Origin of the sequence: Arcticibacter sp. (assembly GCF_045629565.1) — a bacterium.
Taxonomy (GTDB): domain Bacteria; phylum Bacteroidota; class Bacteroidia; order Sphingobacteriales; family Sphingobacteriaceae; genus Arcticibacter.
This window is the reverse complement of record NZ_JAZQRL010000034.1, coordinates 26,778-41,086: the sequence shown is the minus strand read 5'-3', so window position 1 is coordinate 41,086 and position 14,309 is coordinate 26,778. Positions and strand designations below refer to the sequence as shown.

Here is a 14,309-nt window from a genome sequence, read left to right as displayed (position 1 = left end):
GTTATTACAATGCGATTCTTATTTTTTGCCGGGGATGCTGGCACAATATGGTAGATGAAAAATGGAGTTAATCTGCTCCTTATTAGAAACTTATATGTAATGCTATTTTTGAGATGGATGTTCTTGAAGAATTGAATATGAAGGGGTTCATAGATGAACCTGTTGATCCGACTCTAGATTTATATCATGAGATCGAAGTATTAAAGAAGGAAAAAAATGCGGTTATTCTGGCTCATTACTATCAGGAGCCGGATATTCAGGATATAGCAGACTATATCGGCGACAGCCTGGGGCTTTCTCAACAAGCGGCCAGGACGGACGCATCGATGATAGTATTCGCCGGGGTTCATTTTATGGCTGAAACAGCAAAGATCTTGTCACCTGAGAAGAAGGTGTTGCTTCCGGATCTTAAAGCCGGTTGTTCGCTATCGGACAGCTGCCCGCCAGTGCTATTTTCTAAATTTAAAGAAAAGTACCCGGATCATATCGTTATTACCTATGTGAATTGCTCGGCTGAGCTCAAAGCTTTAAGCGATATCGTTTGTACGTCTTCAAATGCGGTTCAGATTGTCGATAGTCTCCCCAAGGATCAAAAAATAATTTTCGGTCCGGATAAGAATCTTGGAAAATACGTTTCTAAAAAGACCGGGAGAGATATGGTACTTTGGAATGGCGCCTGTATGGTCCATGAAATCTTTTCCATGCAGCGGATCACCAAATTAAAAGAAAGACATCCAAATGCCAAGTTTATTGCGCATCCTGAATGTGAAGATGTCATACTACAAATGGCAGATTACGCCGGATCAACGACGGGACTGTTAAAATATACCATGAATAGTCCTGCTACGGAGTTTATCGTCGCGACGGAAAGCGGTATACTGCACCAGATGCAAAAGGAGAATCCACACAAAACTTTTATCCCTGCACCTCCTGATAATAGCTGCGCTTGCAATGACTGTCCGCATATGAAACGCAATACCCTCGAAAAGCTTTATCTTTGCCTGAAAAACGAAATGCCTGAGGTAACTATTCCTGCGAATATTATAGAGAGGGCAAGACTTCCCATTGAAAGAATGCTCGATATATCGGCACGTTTGGGACTTTAATTAGACAAGTATGTTTGAAAATAAAGAAAGAAGTGATATTGATAATCTCGGCGAATTTGGCCTTATAGACCATCTCACTAAAAATATAGAGCTAACGCAACCTACGACGACCAAGGGGGTTGGCGATGATGCAGCTGTTCTGGATTTCTCTGGAAAGAAAACGCTTATATCAACCGATCTTCTATTGGAGGGGATCCACTTTGACCTTGCTTATACGCCTCTTAAGCATTTGGGTTTTAAGGCTATACAAGTCAATCTGAGTGATATATATGCGATGAACGGTACTGCAAGTCAGGTAACAGTGTCATTAGGATTATCGAGTAAATTTCCTATTGAGGCCGTTGAGGAACTTTACGAGGGCATGCTTCTGGCCTGCAAACAGTATAATGTTGACATTGTAGGGGGCGATACTTCTGCGTCCAAGCAGGGACTTGTCATCAGTGTAACCAGCATTGGCTATGCTGATGAAGAGGATATCACTTACCGGCATACCGCGCAAGAGGGCGACCTCATATGCGTTTCCGGAGACCTGGGAGCTGCTTATGTTGGTTTGCAATTACTCGAACGTGAAAAGCAGATATTCCTTGAAAATCCGCAAATCCAACCAGACCTGGAAGGGAAGGATTATATCATTGAAAGACAGCTTAAACCTGAAGCGAGACAAGACATCATTTTCTTATTGAAAGAGTTGGGTATTAAGCCAACCGCCATGATTGATGTGTCGGACGGGTTATCTTCAGAATTGATCCATATATGCACCAAATCAAACAAAGGTTGTAATTTATACGAGGAGAAAATTCCTTTGGATCCCATGACTTACGATACAGCCAGGTCATTTAATCTGGATCCTGCGGTTTGTGCGCTTAGCGGCGGAGAAGATTACGAGCTGCTTTTTACGATAAAGCAGGATGACTACGATAAAATAAAGGGTAATCCGGATGTAACGGTTATCGGACATATAACGGAGCCGGAAGCCGGAATGAACTTGATATCACGTTCGGGTAACGTCCATGCTTTAAAGGCACAGGGTTGGAATGCATTCAAATAATTTATGCTGGAAGAGAGTCTATTCTTCTTCCACCATAAACTTAGGGTCAAGCCTCTTTGAGGCTTTTGCTCCCAGCTTTTTTAACGTTTCTACGCGCCCCACGAGATTTCCACTTCCCGAAGATAACTTCCCGAATGCATCTGCGTAAGCGCTTTTCGCATCGTCCAGCTTATCTCCGATTTTTCTGAGGTCATTGGTGAAGCCAACAAACTTATCATAGAGTGCACCCGCTTTGGTGGCTATATCGATGGCATTTCTGGTCTGCTGTTCTTGCTTCCACACAGAAGAGATGGTCTTGAGCGTAGCCAATAATGTGGATGGTGTTACAATTACCACCCGCCTGCTCCATGCATATTCGAACAATTCCAGGTCGTGTTTAACGGCAACAGCGAAAGAAGATTCGATCGGTACGAAGAGCAAAACGAAGTCTGGAGAATTGATTCCGTATAGATCACAGTAGTTTTTGCTGCATAGATTTTTAATATGTGCTTTTATAGATGTGATGTGATCGTTGAGAAAACCAGCCCGCTCTATGTCCGTTTCACAATTTACCAGCCGGTCATAAGCAATAAGTGAAACCTTCGAATCGATAATCATGTGTTTATTATCCGGGAGAGTGACCACTACGTCTGGTTGAAGTCTGTTTCCGTCTTCGTCAGTAAAGCTGGTTTGCTTGACATAACTCTCGCCCAGGATAAGGCCTGAAGCTTCCAGAATTCTATCGAGAATGACCTCACCCCAGTTTCCTTGCTTTTTAGTATCCGCTTTGAGAGCTCTGGTCAGGTTGCTGGCTTCCTCACTGATTTGTTTGTTAAGTTCCATTAACTTGGATATCTCACCCTTCAGAACATTTCTTTCATCTGATTCGGATTTGTAAACACGATCGACCTTTTGTTCGAATAGCTTGATGTTTTCTTTAAGGGGACTGAGCAATGCATCAATATTGAAGCGGTTTACTTCGGTGAATTTAAGCGACTTTTCCTCCAGTATCTTATTAGCAATCAGTTCAAAATCCTTATTGAACTTGGTTTGAAGTAATGCCATCTCTTCTTTTTGCTCGGCTATCTTTTCTTGCTGTGCCTGCAGGTACGCTTTACTGCTTTCATAGAGGTGGGACAAATCGGTTACCCGCTGTCGCTCTGCCTGCAATTCATCGAAGATTCGTTCCTGTTCCTGTCGGAGTATATGGGTCAACGTTTCCTTCTCCTGCTTCGCATAAAGGTATCTTTCTTCGTATCGGGCCAGTTCAGTGGTTAACTGATCTGCCTTAAGTTTTAAATCTGTTACCGAAGAAACGTTAGAACGTTGCCTGTATAAAAGGTAAACATTAAAAAATAATGATAATAAAAATAGTATAAGAAGCGTTAAATTATCCATAATGCTAATAAAATTATCACGAAAATAATAAAATATCTGAATTTATGTCATGTCATCAAGCAGGCTATATCTATATATTACCGTGCTATGTAAAAAAGAAGTGATAATGAAGAGAGGGAATACTTTTTGTTGTTAGCTTAGAATAAATTAGAGATAAATGGGAATTATAATTTTTGTAGCTGTAGCGATAGTAAGTTTTATCGTACAGGCACGATTTAAAAATAAGTTTAAGAAGTATTCAGAAACACCGCTATCTACTGGGATGACCGGACGGGACATCGCTGAAAAGATGCTTCATGACAATGGGATTTATGATGTTCGAATACTTTCATCACAGGGATCCTTGTCTGATCACTATAACCCTGCTGACCGCACAGTGAACTTAAGTCCTGAAGTGTATAGCGGACGAAGTATTGCTGCTGCTGCCGTTGCCGCTCATGAATGTGGCCACGCTGTTCAGCATGCCAAGGCTTACTCATGGCTGCAAGCCCGTTCGGCGATGGTACCTATCGTTAATATATCGTCAAACTTATTGCAGTATGTGTTTATGCTTGGTTTGATTATGTATGCGTCAAACTTTGGCTATACCCTGCTTTTGATCGCCTTTTGTGCGATGGTGGTAGTGACACTGTTTAGCGTAGTGACGCTTCCTGTAGAGTTTGATGCCAGTAAAAGGGCATTGGTATGGTTAGAAAGCAACAGAGGTGTGATGCAAACCAGTGTAGAACATACGCAAGCAAAAGATGCCTTATGGTGGGCGGCTATGACTTATGTAGTGGCCGCATTGGGTTCTTTGGCACAGCTTCTTTATCTGGCCATGATGCTGTTTGGCGGAAGAAGAGATTAATATTAATAATCTTTAATGTACAAAAGGGATCGCAGGTTAACTGCGATCCCTTTTTCTTTATCCTGACATTTTTTCTTTCGAGGCATATTAGTTAATGAAGTGATAATAGGGTTATCACTTCAACTACTTTTCAACGAAAAGCGCAAGTAGGACAAATACATCAATAATTAATAAGGAAGGTGTGATTTCGTTCCGTTTACCGACACAAAACTTAAGAACGGTCCAGCTTAAAAATCCCCAGATGATACCATGTGTTATAGAGTGCGTGAAGGGTATAAGGACCAGCGCAAGAAATGCGGGAATTGCTTCGTCTAAAGATCCCCAGTTTATTTTGACCACAGGACGTATCATGAAAACACCTACGAGTACTAAAGCGGGCGCCGTTGCAATAGCTGGAATCGTAGATAGCAAGGGTGAAAGAAATACAAACGGAAGAAAGAAGAGCGAGGCAACCACTGCAGTCAAACCTGTTCTTCCTCCTGCTTCCACCCCAACAGCAGACTCTACATAGGCTGTTCCGGGACTGGATCCGGCCAATCCGGCGAATGTTGTGGCAAACGCATCTGTCAGTAGCGAGCGCTTAATGTTCTTTGGTTCGCCGTGCTCATCAAGCAGATTGGCAGCTTCTGCAATGCCAACGAAAGTTGACAGGCTGTCGAACATATCTGTGAATACAAATGCGAAAACAACGGGTACCACAGCTAGTGTTAGTGAATTAACCAGGTCAAGTTTGAAGAAAAGGCTGAAATCAGGTGCAGCAAAAACTCCGTTGAAATGGATAAGTGGTGCTACACCTTCAGTAACCCCCCACCACCTTCCTAAGGGATATGATATTAAAGTAGTAAAAAGTATTCCGAATAAAATCGCACCCTTGACGTTTCTCGCTACCATAACCGCTGTAACAAGCAGTCCAATGATAAAGGTTATCAGGGTAGCGTCTAAAGTATTCCCGGTGATGATGGTAGCTGGGTCTGGCACGACAAATTTGGCATTAGAAAAGCCGATAAGCGTAATGAAGAGACCTATTCCGGCGGAAACAGCATATCGCAGGGGGCGGGGGATTGCCTGAATAATATAAGTACGGATATTAAAAACGGAAAGAAGGAAGAATACAATGCCTGACCAGAATACAGCACCCAGGGCTACCTCGTATCTTATATCCATGCCGATGACAACAGAATAAGTGAAGAAGGCGTTCAGGCCCATACCCGGAGCTACCAGTATAGGGTTCTTGGCGTAAAAACCCATCATCAGGCTGCTAAAGAAACATACCAGAACCGTCGCGGTCAGAACAGCTGGAAAAGGTAGACCGGCTTGACTTAAGACGCTCGGATTAACGACGATTATGTAAGATGTAGCGAGAAAAGAGGAAATTCCTGCTATAACTTCTGTTGATACGGAGGTATTATTTTTCTTGAGTTCAAAGAATTTTTCCATTTAAGTCGGATTGGCTGCGCAATTAAAACTGCCAATTTCGTGTTTAAATAAGAATTCCACTGTACGCTGACCCAGTTTAATATATGATATGGATCAGTTTAGCCTGTAAGGAGCTATTAATTGAAATGCGGGAATCTCTACCTCAAATCGCTCCCCATCCAGGAGAGAATACATAAAATAGCTGCCTTTCATGGTTCCCATATCCGTTTTCAGGTGGCATCCTGATACGTATTGATGATAAGTTCCAGGCTCAATAACAGGTTGAAGACCAACAACACCTTCTCCTTCAACATCATGATGAGATCCGTTTGAATCAAAGATATGCCAGTGCCGACTCATTAGCTGAATGCTCGAATCAGTGAGATTTTCGATGGAAATCTTATAGGCAAACATAAAATGATCATTTTCCGGGTGTGAAAATTCCGGCTGATAAGTAGTATCTACTGATATTTTTATTCCACGAGTAATTTGTGTTACCATTGGTATTTTGTTAAAGTGATAGAAGCTGAGAATCCTAGCTCAAATATCAAGCCATCTCTGCTTCATATCTGTCCTTTATCTCTGCAAGTACCTCAGTTATACGCTCCTGAGACTCAAGAGTTACGAGTTTCATTCTAAACTCCTTAAAGTCAGGTATACCTTTAAAATAGTTGGAATAGTGCCTTCGCATTTCAAAAATGCCGGTTTTCCCGCCTTTCCATTCGATAGATTTTTGAAGATGAGTGTAACAATTTTCTACTCTTTCAGAAATTGTCGGACCCGGTAAAATTTCTCCTGTATTGAAAAAATGTTTTATTTCCCGAAATATCCAGGGGTAACCGATAGCTGCGCGACCGATCATTATACCATCCACTTCATATTCCAAACGCCAGTTCGCAGCCTTTTCTACAGAGTCAACATCACCATTTCCGAAAATTGGAATCTCAATATTAGGATTTCTCTTGATATCGCGTATCATGGTCCAGTCGGCTTGTCCTTTGTACATCTGAGCACGTGTGCGGCCATGAATAGTTAAAGCCTTGATGCCCACCTCTTGCAGGCGCTCTGCTACTTCGTATACATTCTTTGTATTATCATCCCATCCTAATCTCGTTTTAACTGTAACAGGAAGGTGGGTAGACTCTACTACCGCCCTGGTCATTTCCACCATGCGATCAATATCCTGCAACAGACTTGCGCCTGCACCCCGACAAGCTACGTTCTTGACAGGACATCCGTAGTTAATATCAATGAGATCAGGACCAGCTTTTGAAGCGATAACAGTCGCCTCTCTCATGGACTGAATGTTACTTCCGAATATCTGGATACCGATAGGGCGCTCATATTCAAAGATATCCAGCTTTTGTACGCTCTTTGCAGCATCTCTGATCAAGCCTTCAGATGATATAAATTCCGTATACATCAAATCAGCACCATTCTGCTTACATACATAGCGAAAAGGCGGATCACTCACATCTTCCATCGGTGCTAACAACAAGGGGAATGCACCTAAATCTATATTTCCAATCTTAACAGGCATCAGCTTCGCTCAATACAATTATCTTTGTCGATGATTATCAATTACAAAAGTACAAAATTATCGCATCATGCCTGAATATGGGTCAGTCCAACGTCATCCTTTGATGTCACTCTTTTATCTGGTGATCTTTATAATTACAGGATATGCGTTATCTTCCCTGCTCGCGGTTGCAGTACTCTTTATGATAAACGGGGGATCAATGGCATCACCCGCTGATATGAGTGCTAAGGGATCGTTGTTGCTTATGCAGTCCATCGTTTCAGTAGGATCATTCATTGCGCCTCCCCTGGCACTACATCTGTTTGAAAGAAAGTCCGGTGCAGACTACCTCAAGTTGAATGGGAAAATATCCGGTAAAGTAGTCATCCTGACCATCGTATTAATGTTCTGCATAGCCCCTTTCATAGATTGGACGGTTAAGGTTAATCAGATGATGGATCTTCCCGCTTTCATGGAAGGTCTTGAAAAGTGGATGCGGGATAAGGAAAAGGAGCTTGCTGAGTTAACTAAACATCTTCTAACGATGAAAACCCCTACAGAATTGATGATCAATATTGTCGTTGTAGCGGTTATACCCGCGATAGGAGAAGAGTTTCTTTTCCGCGGATGTTTTCAAACCATCATCACAAAAATAACCCGGAATCAACATCTGGGGATATGGCTTGCAGCGGGGATTTTCAGTGCCATACATGTCCAGTTCCTGGGATTTTTCCCTAGAATGTTTCTCGGAGTCTTATTTGGTTATATCTTCGTATGGAGCGGTAGCATTTGGCCGGCAGTTCTGGCGCATTTCGTCAATAACGCAACAGCTGTAGTTAGTGCCTACATCATGCAATCAAAGGGTAAATCGCTTGACAGTTTAGATCATCCTTCTACATCACTGCCAGAGGCAACTATTAGTCTTTCTGTTGCTTTATTTATATGCTATATAATTTTCAAAATGACTAAAGAAACAAGGGAAGTATTGAATGATTAAAGGCTGGGTAAAAATTTACAGTTCATTTGACTTTTTTAAGTCTGAAATTGTCAGACAAGTGCTTATAGACCACGAGATAGAAGCTGTAATCTTAGATAAACAAGGCTTTCCATACAAATTAGGTGATGTGGAAGTATACATACACGAAGCCAATTTTCAAAAGGCTATCGAGATCATTATTAGTAACGAACTATGAAAACCAGAGCAATAACAGGCTTTTTCTTCATCTTAATTATGCTTGGGTCAGTTCTCTCAGGAGAAAAAACCTTCGCTGTATTCTTCCTTATTTTAAGCTTATTGTGCCTGGATGAGTTCTATAGGTTGGTGAAAACAGATGTGCTTAGTCCTCAGCGAATAGGAGGCGGACTTCTTGGCCTCAGCGTTGTATCGTCAGTACTGTACACGTTAGTAAATGATGATCCCCGTTATCTGCTGCTGATTGTACCCTTAACTGCAGCAGTCTTCATCTGTGAACTCTACCGCAAGACCAATAACCCCTTTCAAAATATTGCATTCACATTTACCGGTGTCATCTTCACCGTGGTTCCCTTTTGCTTTTACGCAGGAATCGGGTTCATTGAAGGCATTTACAATTTCCATTATTCGCTGGGGTTCCTGATACTATTATGGTCTAGCGATACCGGAGCCTATCTTTTTGGAAGAAGCTTAGGTAAGAACAAGCTTTTTGAAAGACATTCTCCCAAAAAAACCTGGGAAGGCTTCTTCGGAGGCATGATTGTGAGCTTACTTGCAGCCTTCATACTCAGCACACAGTTTACCGGAATATCCTATATTCATTGGGCGGCCGTATCCCTCATTATTGTCATTGGAGGCACGCTAGGAGATCTCTGTGAATCTATGCTAAAGCGCAGCTTCCATGTAAAAGACTCCGGAAACTTACTGCCCGGGCATGGGGGAGTTCTTGATCGCTTTGATGGGTTATTTATAGCAGCACCGCTGGTTTACGTATATTTGGCAATTTTTACAACATAAACTACATGGACCTGACACCAGAAAATAACAACGAAGAGAATAAAAAAGATCCTGTAAGATCAGATCGCTCGTTATGGTATATGGCGATTGGTTTGGGCGTGGTTATTCTAATCATGGGCTATCTGACGCTGTTTGTAGACGATCCATGGAGCATATTTTCAAAAGAAAAGACACCGGTAACGGTAATTGATGATAATTCATTACTGGATCAGAGTGCATCTATGAGTGACGAACAGGTGCGATCTTCGCTTGTCAAATTTATAGAAGCTTTTTACCACGACCAGCGCAGGGGCTATTTCGATCCACCCAGTTATTTCGCGCCTCTGACAGAGACCTTCTATAATTATCATAATCTGGATTATACCCGGTTAAAAGATATCTATTGGAAGCGTATGTCTCAGATGAGTGGCTTTAATAGAAATTGGGTGGTATCATCACTGGAATTCTCACGTACAGACTCCAAGATTACCGCTACTTATTGGGCTACGGAGCGCTATTTTCGTCCGGCAGTAAGACAACAGTATTCTGCCGACCTGAAGTATGAGATGAGGATCAATGAGGAGGGTAAAATTGAATCCCTGACCGTGATAGAAACGAAGAACGAATCCATCGTCCAGCTTGCCCCTGATACCGTGTCGACCCCTCCTGATGAAGAATTCATTCCAGATATTGCAGCAGAGGCTCCTGCCGAAAACAAAATATACGATATGGCGCAGGTTGAAGTGGCGCCTGAATTTGATGGAGGACAGAAAGAATTGTCAAAATATATCGCTTCAAACCTGAAATATCCTGCAGTGGCCCGGCAAAACAACGTTCAGGGCAAGGTTTATCTTAGCTTCATTGTCGAAAAAGACGGCTCTATAGGAGACGTAAAGGTACGCCAGGGAATAGGAAGTGGCTGCGATGAGGAGGCGGTCCGTATTTTGCAGAACTCGCCGGCCTGGAAACCAGGGTCAATCAAGGGTGCTTTCGTCAGAACGTACTGTATCTTGCCCCTTACCTTTCAGTTGCAGTAAGCAATCACTTAACTTATCATACTTTGGATAATGCTTAAACCAGCCATTATCCAAAGTATATTTGTTCAAGTACTTCTATCGCCTCATCCAGGTTGCGCACTTCCTCCACAGCCAATCTTAAAGTCTTTTTAACCTCACGAAGGTTACACTTACGTCCGTTGGCTTTAACAAACTGTAGCACATTGCCGAATTGCGCACTTTCAAAATAAGGAGACTGCTGATTAGATACGAAATACCCTTTCAGCGTGTTTTTCTTCAAAGACACCTTTTCAAACCCTATTTCTTTTCCCAGCCACTGAAGCTTAAGTGTCTTAAGCAACTCCTTAACCTGGCGGGGCACCGGACCAAACCTGTCTGCCAGTTGCTTTTCAAATTCCGCCAGCTGCTCATCACTTTCCAGCTTAGATATTTCGGTATAGAGATTATAGCGCTCCGTAATATTCGTTACATAGCTATCAGGGATAAGCACTTCCAAATCCGTATCGATCTGTGTGAATGAAATAAGGGGCCTTGGCTTTTCATCTTTAAAAAGGTCTTTAAACTCCTCGTCTTTCAACTCCACAATAGCCTCATCAAGGATCTTGTGATACATATCAAAGCCAATCTCGGCAATAAAACCACTTTGCTCAGCACCCAGCAAATTGCCGCTGCCTCTGATGTCCAGGTCTCGCATGGCCACATTGAATCCGCTGCCCAGATCAGAGAACTCCTCAATCGCACTTAAACGCTTCCTGGCTTCTGAGGTGAGCGTAGAGAGAGGCGGACTAAGCAAATAACAGAACGCTTTTTTATTAGACCGACCCACTCTTCCCCGCATCTGGTGCAGGTCACTTAAGCCGAACATGTGAGCATGGTTGATAAGAATGGTGTTGGCATTCGGAATATCCAGTCCCGCTTCGATGATGGTAGTAGCAACCAGAATATCATAGTCCCCGTTGATAAACTTAAGCATGACATCTTCCAGGGCATCCCCTTCGAGCTGGCCGTGTGCAATGCCTATGCGCGCCCCGGGCACCAGCTTTTTAATCAGAGCTCCCAGTTGCGGCAGATCGTTCACCCTGTTATGAATAAAGAACACCTGTCCGTTTCTTTCCAGTTCGAACTCAACGGCTTCCTTAATCAGCGTATCATTAAAGATATGCAGTTCAGTAACCACTGGCTGTCTGTTCGGAGGAGGAGTAGCTATAATAGAAAGGTCCCTGGCTCCCATCAGCGAAAAGTGAAGTGTCCGGGGAATAGGCGTGGCCGTTAGCGTCAACGTGTCCACGTTCGCCCGAAGCTGCTTGAGCTTCTCCTTTACCCCAACCCCAAACTTCTGTTCTTCATCAATGATCAGTAAGCCCAGGTCTTTAAATTTAACGTCCTTACTAACCAACCTGTGAGTACCGATCAGTATATCGATCTTCCCTTCCGCAACCTTCTGCAAAGATTCTTTTACTTGCTTACTCGTTTTAAACCGGTTGATATAATCAATATTGCACGGAAAATCATCCAGACGCGCTTTAAACGTCTTATAATGCTGATGGGCAAGGATAGTTGTGGGAACCAAAATAGCCACCTGCTTACTATCAGCAACAGCCTTAAAAGCCGCTCTTACAGCAATTTCGGTCTTGCCGAATCCTACGTCACCACAGATTAATCGATCCATCGGATGTGGAGATTCCATGTCCCGTTTAACGTCGGCAGTAGCCTTTTCCTGATCGGGAGTATCCTCATATATAAACGAGGCTTCCAACTCGGTTTGAAGATAAGTATCCGGCGGGAACGCGGTGCCATTCTGAGCCTTCCGCAGTGCGTACAGCTTAATCAGGTCCCTGGCAATGTCTTTAACTTTTTTTTTAGTAGTTTTCTTAAGCTTCTCCCAGGTATCGGTACCCAGCTTATTCATGCGGGGCTGCGTACCCTCCTTTCCTGAATACTTCGATATCCGGTTCAGGGAGTTGATGTTGACATATAAGAGGTCATTATCTGCGTACACCAAACGGATCATCTCCTGCGTCTTTCCATTGACCTCCACCTTTTCCAACCCTGCATATTTCCCGATACCGTGGTCAATATGGGTGATAAAATCTCCGGACTTCAGGTCTTTAAGCTCCTTAAGTGTGATCGCCTGCGACTTGGTATACCCTTTCTTAAGCTTGTATTTATAATAGCGGTCAAATATCTGATGGTCTGTATAGCAGGCAATCTTTTGCTCGTAATCCAGAAAACCTTCCCTGATGGATATATGAATCGGTGTAAAGGTCACTGTACGGTCTATATCACTAAAAATCGTATAGAGACGCTCAACCTGTTTAGAAGAATCCGTAAATATATAGTTCGTTAATTTCTGGGCCTCATTCTGCCTGATGTTATGAATGAGAAGGTTGAAGTCCTTATTAAAGGAGGGTTGAGGCTTCGTATCAAATTCAATAACCTTTCCAGCCGGATAAAAGAACTGCTTCCCAAACTCAACGATCGCAAAATCCCTCAGCTGATCTGCCAGAAGCTTATCCTCCGTAAAGTTGTACTTAGGATCTATCCACTCCTGATTCTGTTGCTTATCCGCCAGGCTCAAACCTTTCCATAACTCGGCAGCCTTCTTATATCCCGTTTTCAGGATATCGAGCGTAAATTGAACATCCTTAAACCAAACAGTGGTATTCGGATCAATGTATTCCAATAAAGAGATATTATGTTCGGTCAAAAACTTCGACTGGACATTCGGTACGATAGTAATGCTTTTAACATGCTCTTCGGAAAGCTGATCTTCGATTTGAAACGTCCTGATGCTCTCAATAAAGTCTCCGAAAAACTCGATACGATATGGGAGGTCATGAGAAAAGGAGAATATATCAACGATACCGCCGCGTATAGAAAACTGACCTGGCTCATAGACGAAATCTACACGCTCAAAGTCGTATTCGATAAGAAACTCGTTAATAAATTCTATACTCAGCTTGTTAGATACAGCAATCTCGAGCGTGTTTTTCTCTAAAGAGTCGCGATTAATCACCCTTTCAGCCAGAGCTTCAGGATACGTTACGATTACCTTACCATATTCGGTAGAATGAATGAGCTCATTGAGAACCTCGGCCCGGAGCAGTACGTTTCCGCTATCAGGCTGGGTAAATTCAAAAGGTTTCCGGTAGGAAGATGGAAAAATCAGCACTTCTTTCTCCAAAAGACTTTCCAGGTCACTCTGAAAATATGCAGCTTCATCTCTGTCAGGTAATACAAAGAGCATATTGGTGTGCCGGATAAAGTAAGTTGCAGTAGCAACCATAGCATCACTTGAACCCACAAGTCCCTTTACATGCACCCGCGGGTTCTTTGACGAATTCAACACGGAGGCGAGACTTTCTACCCTTGCGTCTTTTTTATATTGATCTAATATGTTCCTAATATTCACGTTTCTAAATCTTCACAAATATACATTTTCATGCATGTATACAACAATGCCGCATCCAACGGCCCCTAAATGGCGTTCACACTAATATAAACGCAATTTGTCGGGAAAATATGTTAAGCATAAGGAACAATTCTTGACGACCGTATGTTAAGCATATCAATACATTTACTAAACAGTTTTAAATATGAAAAACGCAGTCAAATACGGAGTGATAATAGGTCTTTTAAGCGGTGTATGGATATTCTTCCTGCATCTTATGGGTGTCTACGAAGAGCAGTATCCTAAAAATGACAAAGCTTCATGGCTGGAGTATATTTCAGTCTTCATACCCCTGATCGGCCTGTATCTCGGAATTAAAAGCTTCAGAAATAACTATAACGGAGGACGTATGGAATTCTTCGAGGGTATCTTTGAAGGATTTAAGATCATGTTGGTCGGAGGCGTTATCGCGGCATTTTTTGTGGTAGTTTACGTACAGTTTGTTAATAATGAACTAGGCGCTGATATCATGGGCCGCGTGGGTGCAGCGGGATTTATTGGCGTGTTGTTTACATTATCTATTTCATTACTTTTAATGAATAAACAACGGAACCTATAAA

General features: G+C 42.6%; 13 protein-coding genes. 8 read left to right on the top strand and 5 right to left on the bottom strand.

Annotation, left to right across the window (positions count from 1 at the left end; all coding sequences use genetic code 11):
• Window positions 1-113 precede the first annotated feature (113 nt).
• Window positions 114-1,106, top strand: a complete 993-nt coding sequence (gene nadA / locus ACKI5J_RS04545; protein WP_407426960.1) for a quinolinate synthase NadA — start codon at window positions 114-116, stop codon at window positions 1,104-1,106.
• Window positions 1,107-1,116: 10 nt separating this feature from the next.
• The gene (thiL, locus tag ACKI5J_RS04540) at window positions 1,117-2,154 is read left to right on the top strand and encodes a thiamine-phosphate kinase (protein ID WP_407426958.1); all 1,038 of its coding nucleotides are present in this window, start codon (window positions 1,117-1,119) and stop codon (window positions 2,152-2,154) included.
• An 18-nt stretch (window positions 2,155-2,172) separates the two neighbouring features.
• Here thiL and rmuC read toward each other — a convergent pair whose 3' ends face one another.
• Entirely contained in the window at window positions 2,173-3,531 is a 1,359-nt protein-coding gene (rmuC, locus tag ACKI5J_RS04535) for a DNA recombination protein RmuC (RefSeq protein WP_407426956.1), read from the bottom strand.
• Window positions 3,532-3,688: 157 nt separating this feature from the next.
• Between rmuC and ACKI5J_RS04530 the strand changes: the two genes are divergently transcribed.
• Complete coding sequence (locus ACKI5J_RS04530; protein ID WP_407426954.1) at window positions 3,689-4,378, top strand: zinc metallopeptidase; 690 nt, start codon at window positions 3,689-3,691, stop codon at window positions 4,376-4,378.
• Window positions 4,379-4,501: 123 nt separating this feature from the next.
• On the opposite strand, the gene ACKI5J_RS04525 is transcribed toward ACKI5J_RS04530, so the two are convergent.
• From ACKI5J_RS04525 to dusB, 3 genes are all read right to left on the bottom strand, one after another.
• Window positions 4,502-5,815: an NCS2 family permease gene (locus ACKI5J_RS04525; RefSeq protein WP_407426952.1), complete on the bottom strand. Its 1,314-nt coding sequence runs from the start codon at window positions 5,813-5,815 to the stop codon at window positions 4,502-4,504.
• A gap of 93 nt (window positions 5,816-5,908) precedes the next feature.
• On the bottom strand, window positions 5,909-6,295 hold the full coding sequence (gene apaG / locus ACKI5J_RS04520; protein WP_407426950.1) for a Co2+/Mg2+ efflux protein ApaG: 387 nt from the start codon (window positions 6,293-6,295) through the stop codon (window positions 5,909-5,911).
• A 46-nt stretch (window positions 6,296-6,341) separates the two neighbouring features.
• Window positions 6,342-7,334, bottom strand: coding sequence for a tRNA dihydrouridine synthase DusB (dusB, locus tag ACKI5J_RS04515; RefSeq protein WP_407426948.1), 993 nt, complete (start codon window positions 7,332-7,334; stop codon window positions 6,342-6,344).
• A 199-nt stretch (window positions 7,335-7,533) separates the two neighbouring features.
• Here dusB and ACKI5J_RS04510 point away from each other — a divergent pair, with 199 nt between their 5' ends.
• Genes ACKI5J_RS04510 through ACKI5J_RS04495 form a run of 4 tightly spaced genes read left to right on the top strand, consistent with a single transcriptional unit; the run spans window position 7,534 to window position 10,319 of the window.
• The gene (locus ACKI5J_RS04510) at window positions 7,534-8,310 is read left to right on the top strand and encodes a CPBP family intramembrane glutamic endopeptidase (RefSeq protein ID WP_407426946.1); all 777 of its coding nucleotides are present in this window, start codon (window positions 7,534-7,536) and stop codon (window positions 8,308-8,310) included.
• On the top strand, window positions 8,303-8,506 hold the full coding sequence (locus tag ACKI5J_RS04505; RefSeq protein WP_407426944.1) for a putative signal transducing protein: 204 nt from the start codon (window positions 8,303-8,305) through the stop codon (window positions 8,504-8,506). The genes ACKI5J_RS04510 and ACKI5J_RS04505 overlap by 8 nt, the downstream gene beginning before the upstream one ends.
• Complete coding sequence (locus ACKI5J_RS04500; RefSeq protein WP_407426942.1) at window positions 8,503-9,303, top strand: phosphatidate cytidylyltransferase; 801 nt, start codon at window positions 8,503-8,505, stop codon at window positions 9,301-9,303. The genes ACKI5J_RS04505 and ACKI5J_RS04500 overlap by 4 nt, the downstream gene beginning before the upstream one ends.
• 5 nt (window positions 9,304-9,308) lie before the next feature.
• Window positions 9,309-10,319, top strand: coding sequence for an energy transducer TonB (locus ACKI5J_RS04495; protein ID WP_407426940.1), 1,011 nt, complete (start codon window positions 9,309-9,311; stop codon window positions 10,317-10,319).
• A gap of 46 nt (window positions 10,320-10,365) precedes the next feature.
• Here the strand turns inward: ACKI5J_RS04495 and mfd are convergent, their stop codons facing one another.
• Complete coding sequence (gene mfd / locus ACKI5J_RS04490) at window positions 10,366-13,710, bottom strand: transcription-repair coupling factor (protein WP_407426938.1); 3,345 nt, start codon at window positions 13,708-13,710, stop codon at window positions 10,366-10,368.
• A gap of 184 nt (window positions 13,711-13,894) precedes the next feature.
• Between mfd and ACKI5J_RS04485 the strand changes: the two genes are divergently transcribed.
• On the top strand, window positions 13,895-14,308 hold the full coding sequence (locus ACKI5J_RS04485; RefSeq protein ID WP_407426936.1) for a DUF4199 domain-containing protein: 414 nt from the start codon (window positions 13,895-13,897) through the stop codon (window positions 14,306-14,308).
• The last annotated feature ends 1 nt before the right edge of the window (window position 14,309 follow it).

Coding starts and splice junctions, on each gene's coding strand:
- nadA (WP_407426960.1), top strand. CDS start 114: ATGGATGTTCTTGAAGAATTGAATATGAAGGGGTTCATAGATGAACCT.
- thiL (WP_407426958.1), top strand. CDS start 1,117: ATGTTTGAAAATAAAGAAAGAAGTGATATTGATAATCTCGGCGAATTT.
- rmuC (WP_407426956.1), bottom strand. CDS start 3,531: ATGGATAATTTAACGCTTCTTATACTATTTTTATTATCATTATTTTTT.
- ACKI5J_RS04530 (WP_407426954.1), top strand. CDS start 3,689: ATGGGAATTATAATTTTTGTAGCTGTAGCGATAGTAAGTTTTATCGTA.
- ACKI5J_RS04525 (WP_407426952.1), bottom strand. CDS start 5,815: ATGGAAAAATTCTTTGAACTCAAGAAAAATAATACCTCCGTATCAACA.
- apaG (WP_407426950.1), bottom strand. CDS start 6,295: ATGGTAACACAAATTACTCGTGGAATAAAAATATCAGTAGATACTACT.
- dusB (WP_407426948.1), bottom strand. CDS start 7,334: ATGCCTGTTAAGATTGGAAATATAGATTTAGGTGCATTCCCCTTGTTG.
- ACKI5J_RS04510 (WP_407426946.1), top strand. CDS start 7,534: ATGGCATCACCCGCTGATATGAGTGCTAAGGGATCGTTGTTGCTTATG.
- ACKI5J_RS04505 (WP_407426944.1), top strand. CDS start 8,303: ATGATTAAAGGCTGGGTAAAAATTTACAGTTCATTTGACTTTTTTAAG.
- ACKI5J_RS04500 (WP_407426942.1), top strand. CDS start 8,503: ATGAAAACCAGAGCAATAACAGGCTTTTTCTTCATCTTAATTATGCTT.
- ACKI5J_RS04495 (WP_407426940.1), top strand. CDS start 9,309: ATGGACCTGACACCAGAAAATAACAACGAAGAGAATAAAAAAGATCCT.
- ACKI5J_RS04485 (WP_407426936.1), top strand. CDS start 13,895: ATGAAAAACGCAGTCAAATACGGAGTGATAATAGGTCTTTTAAGCGGT.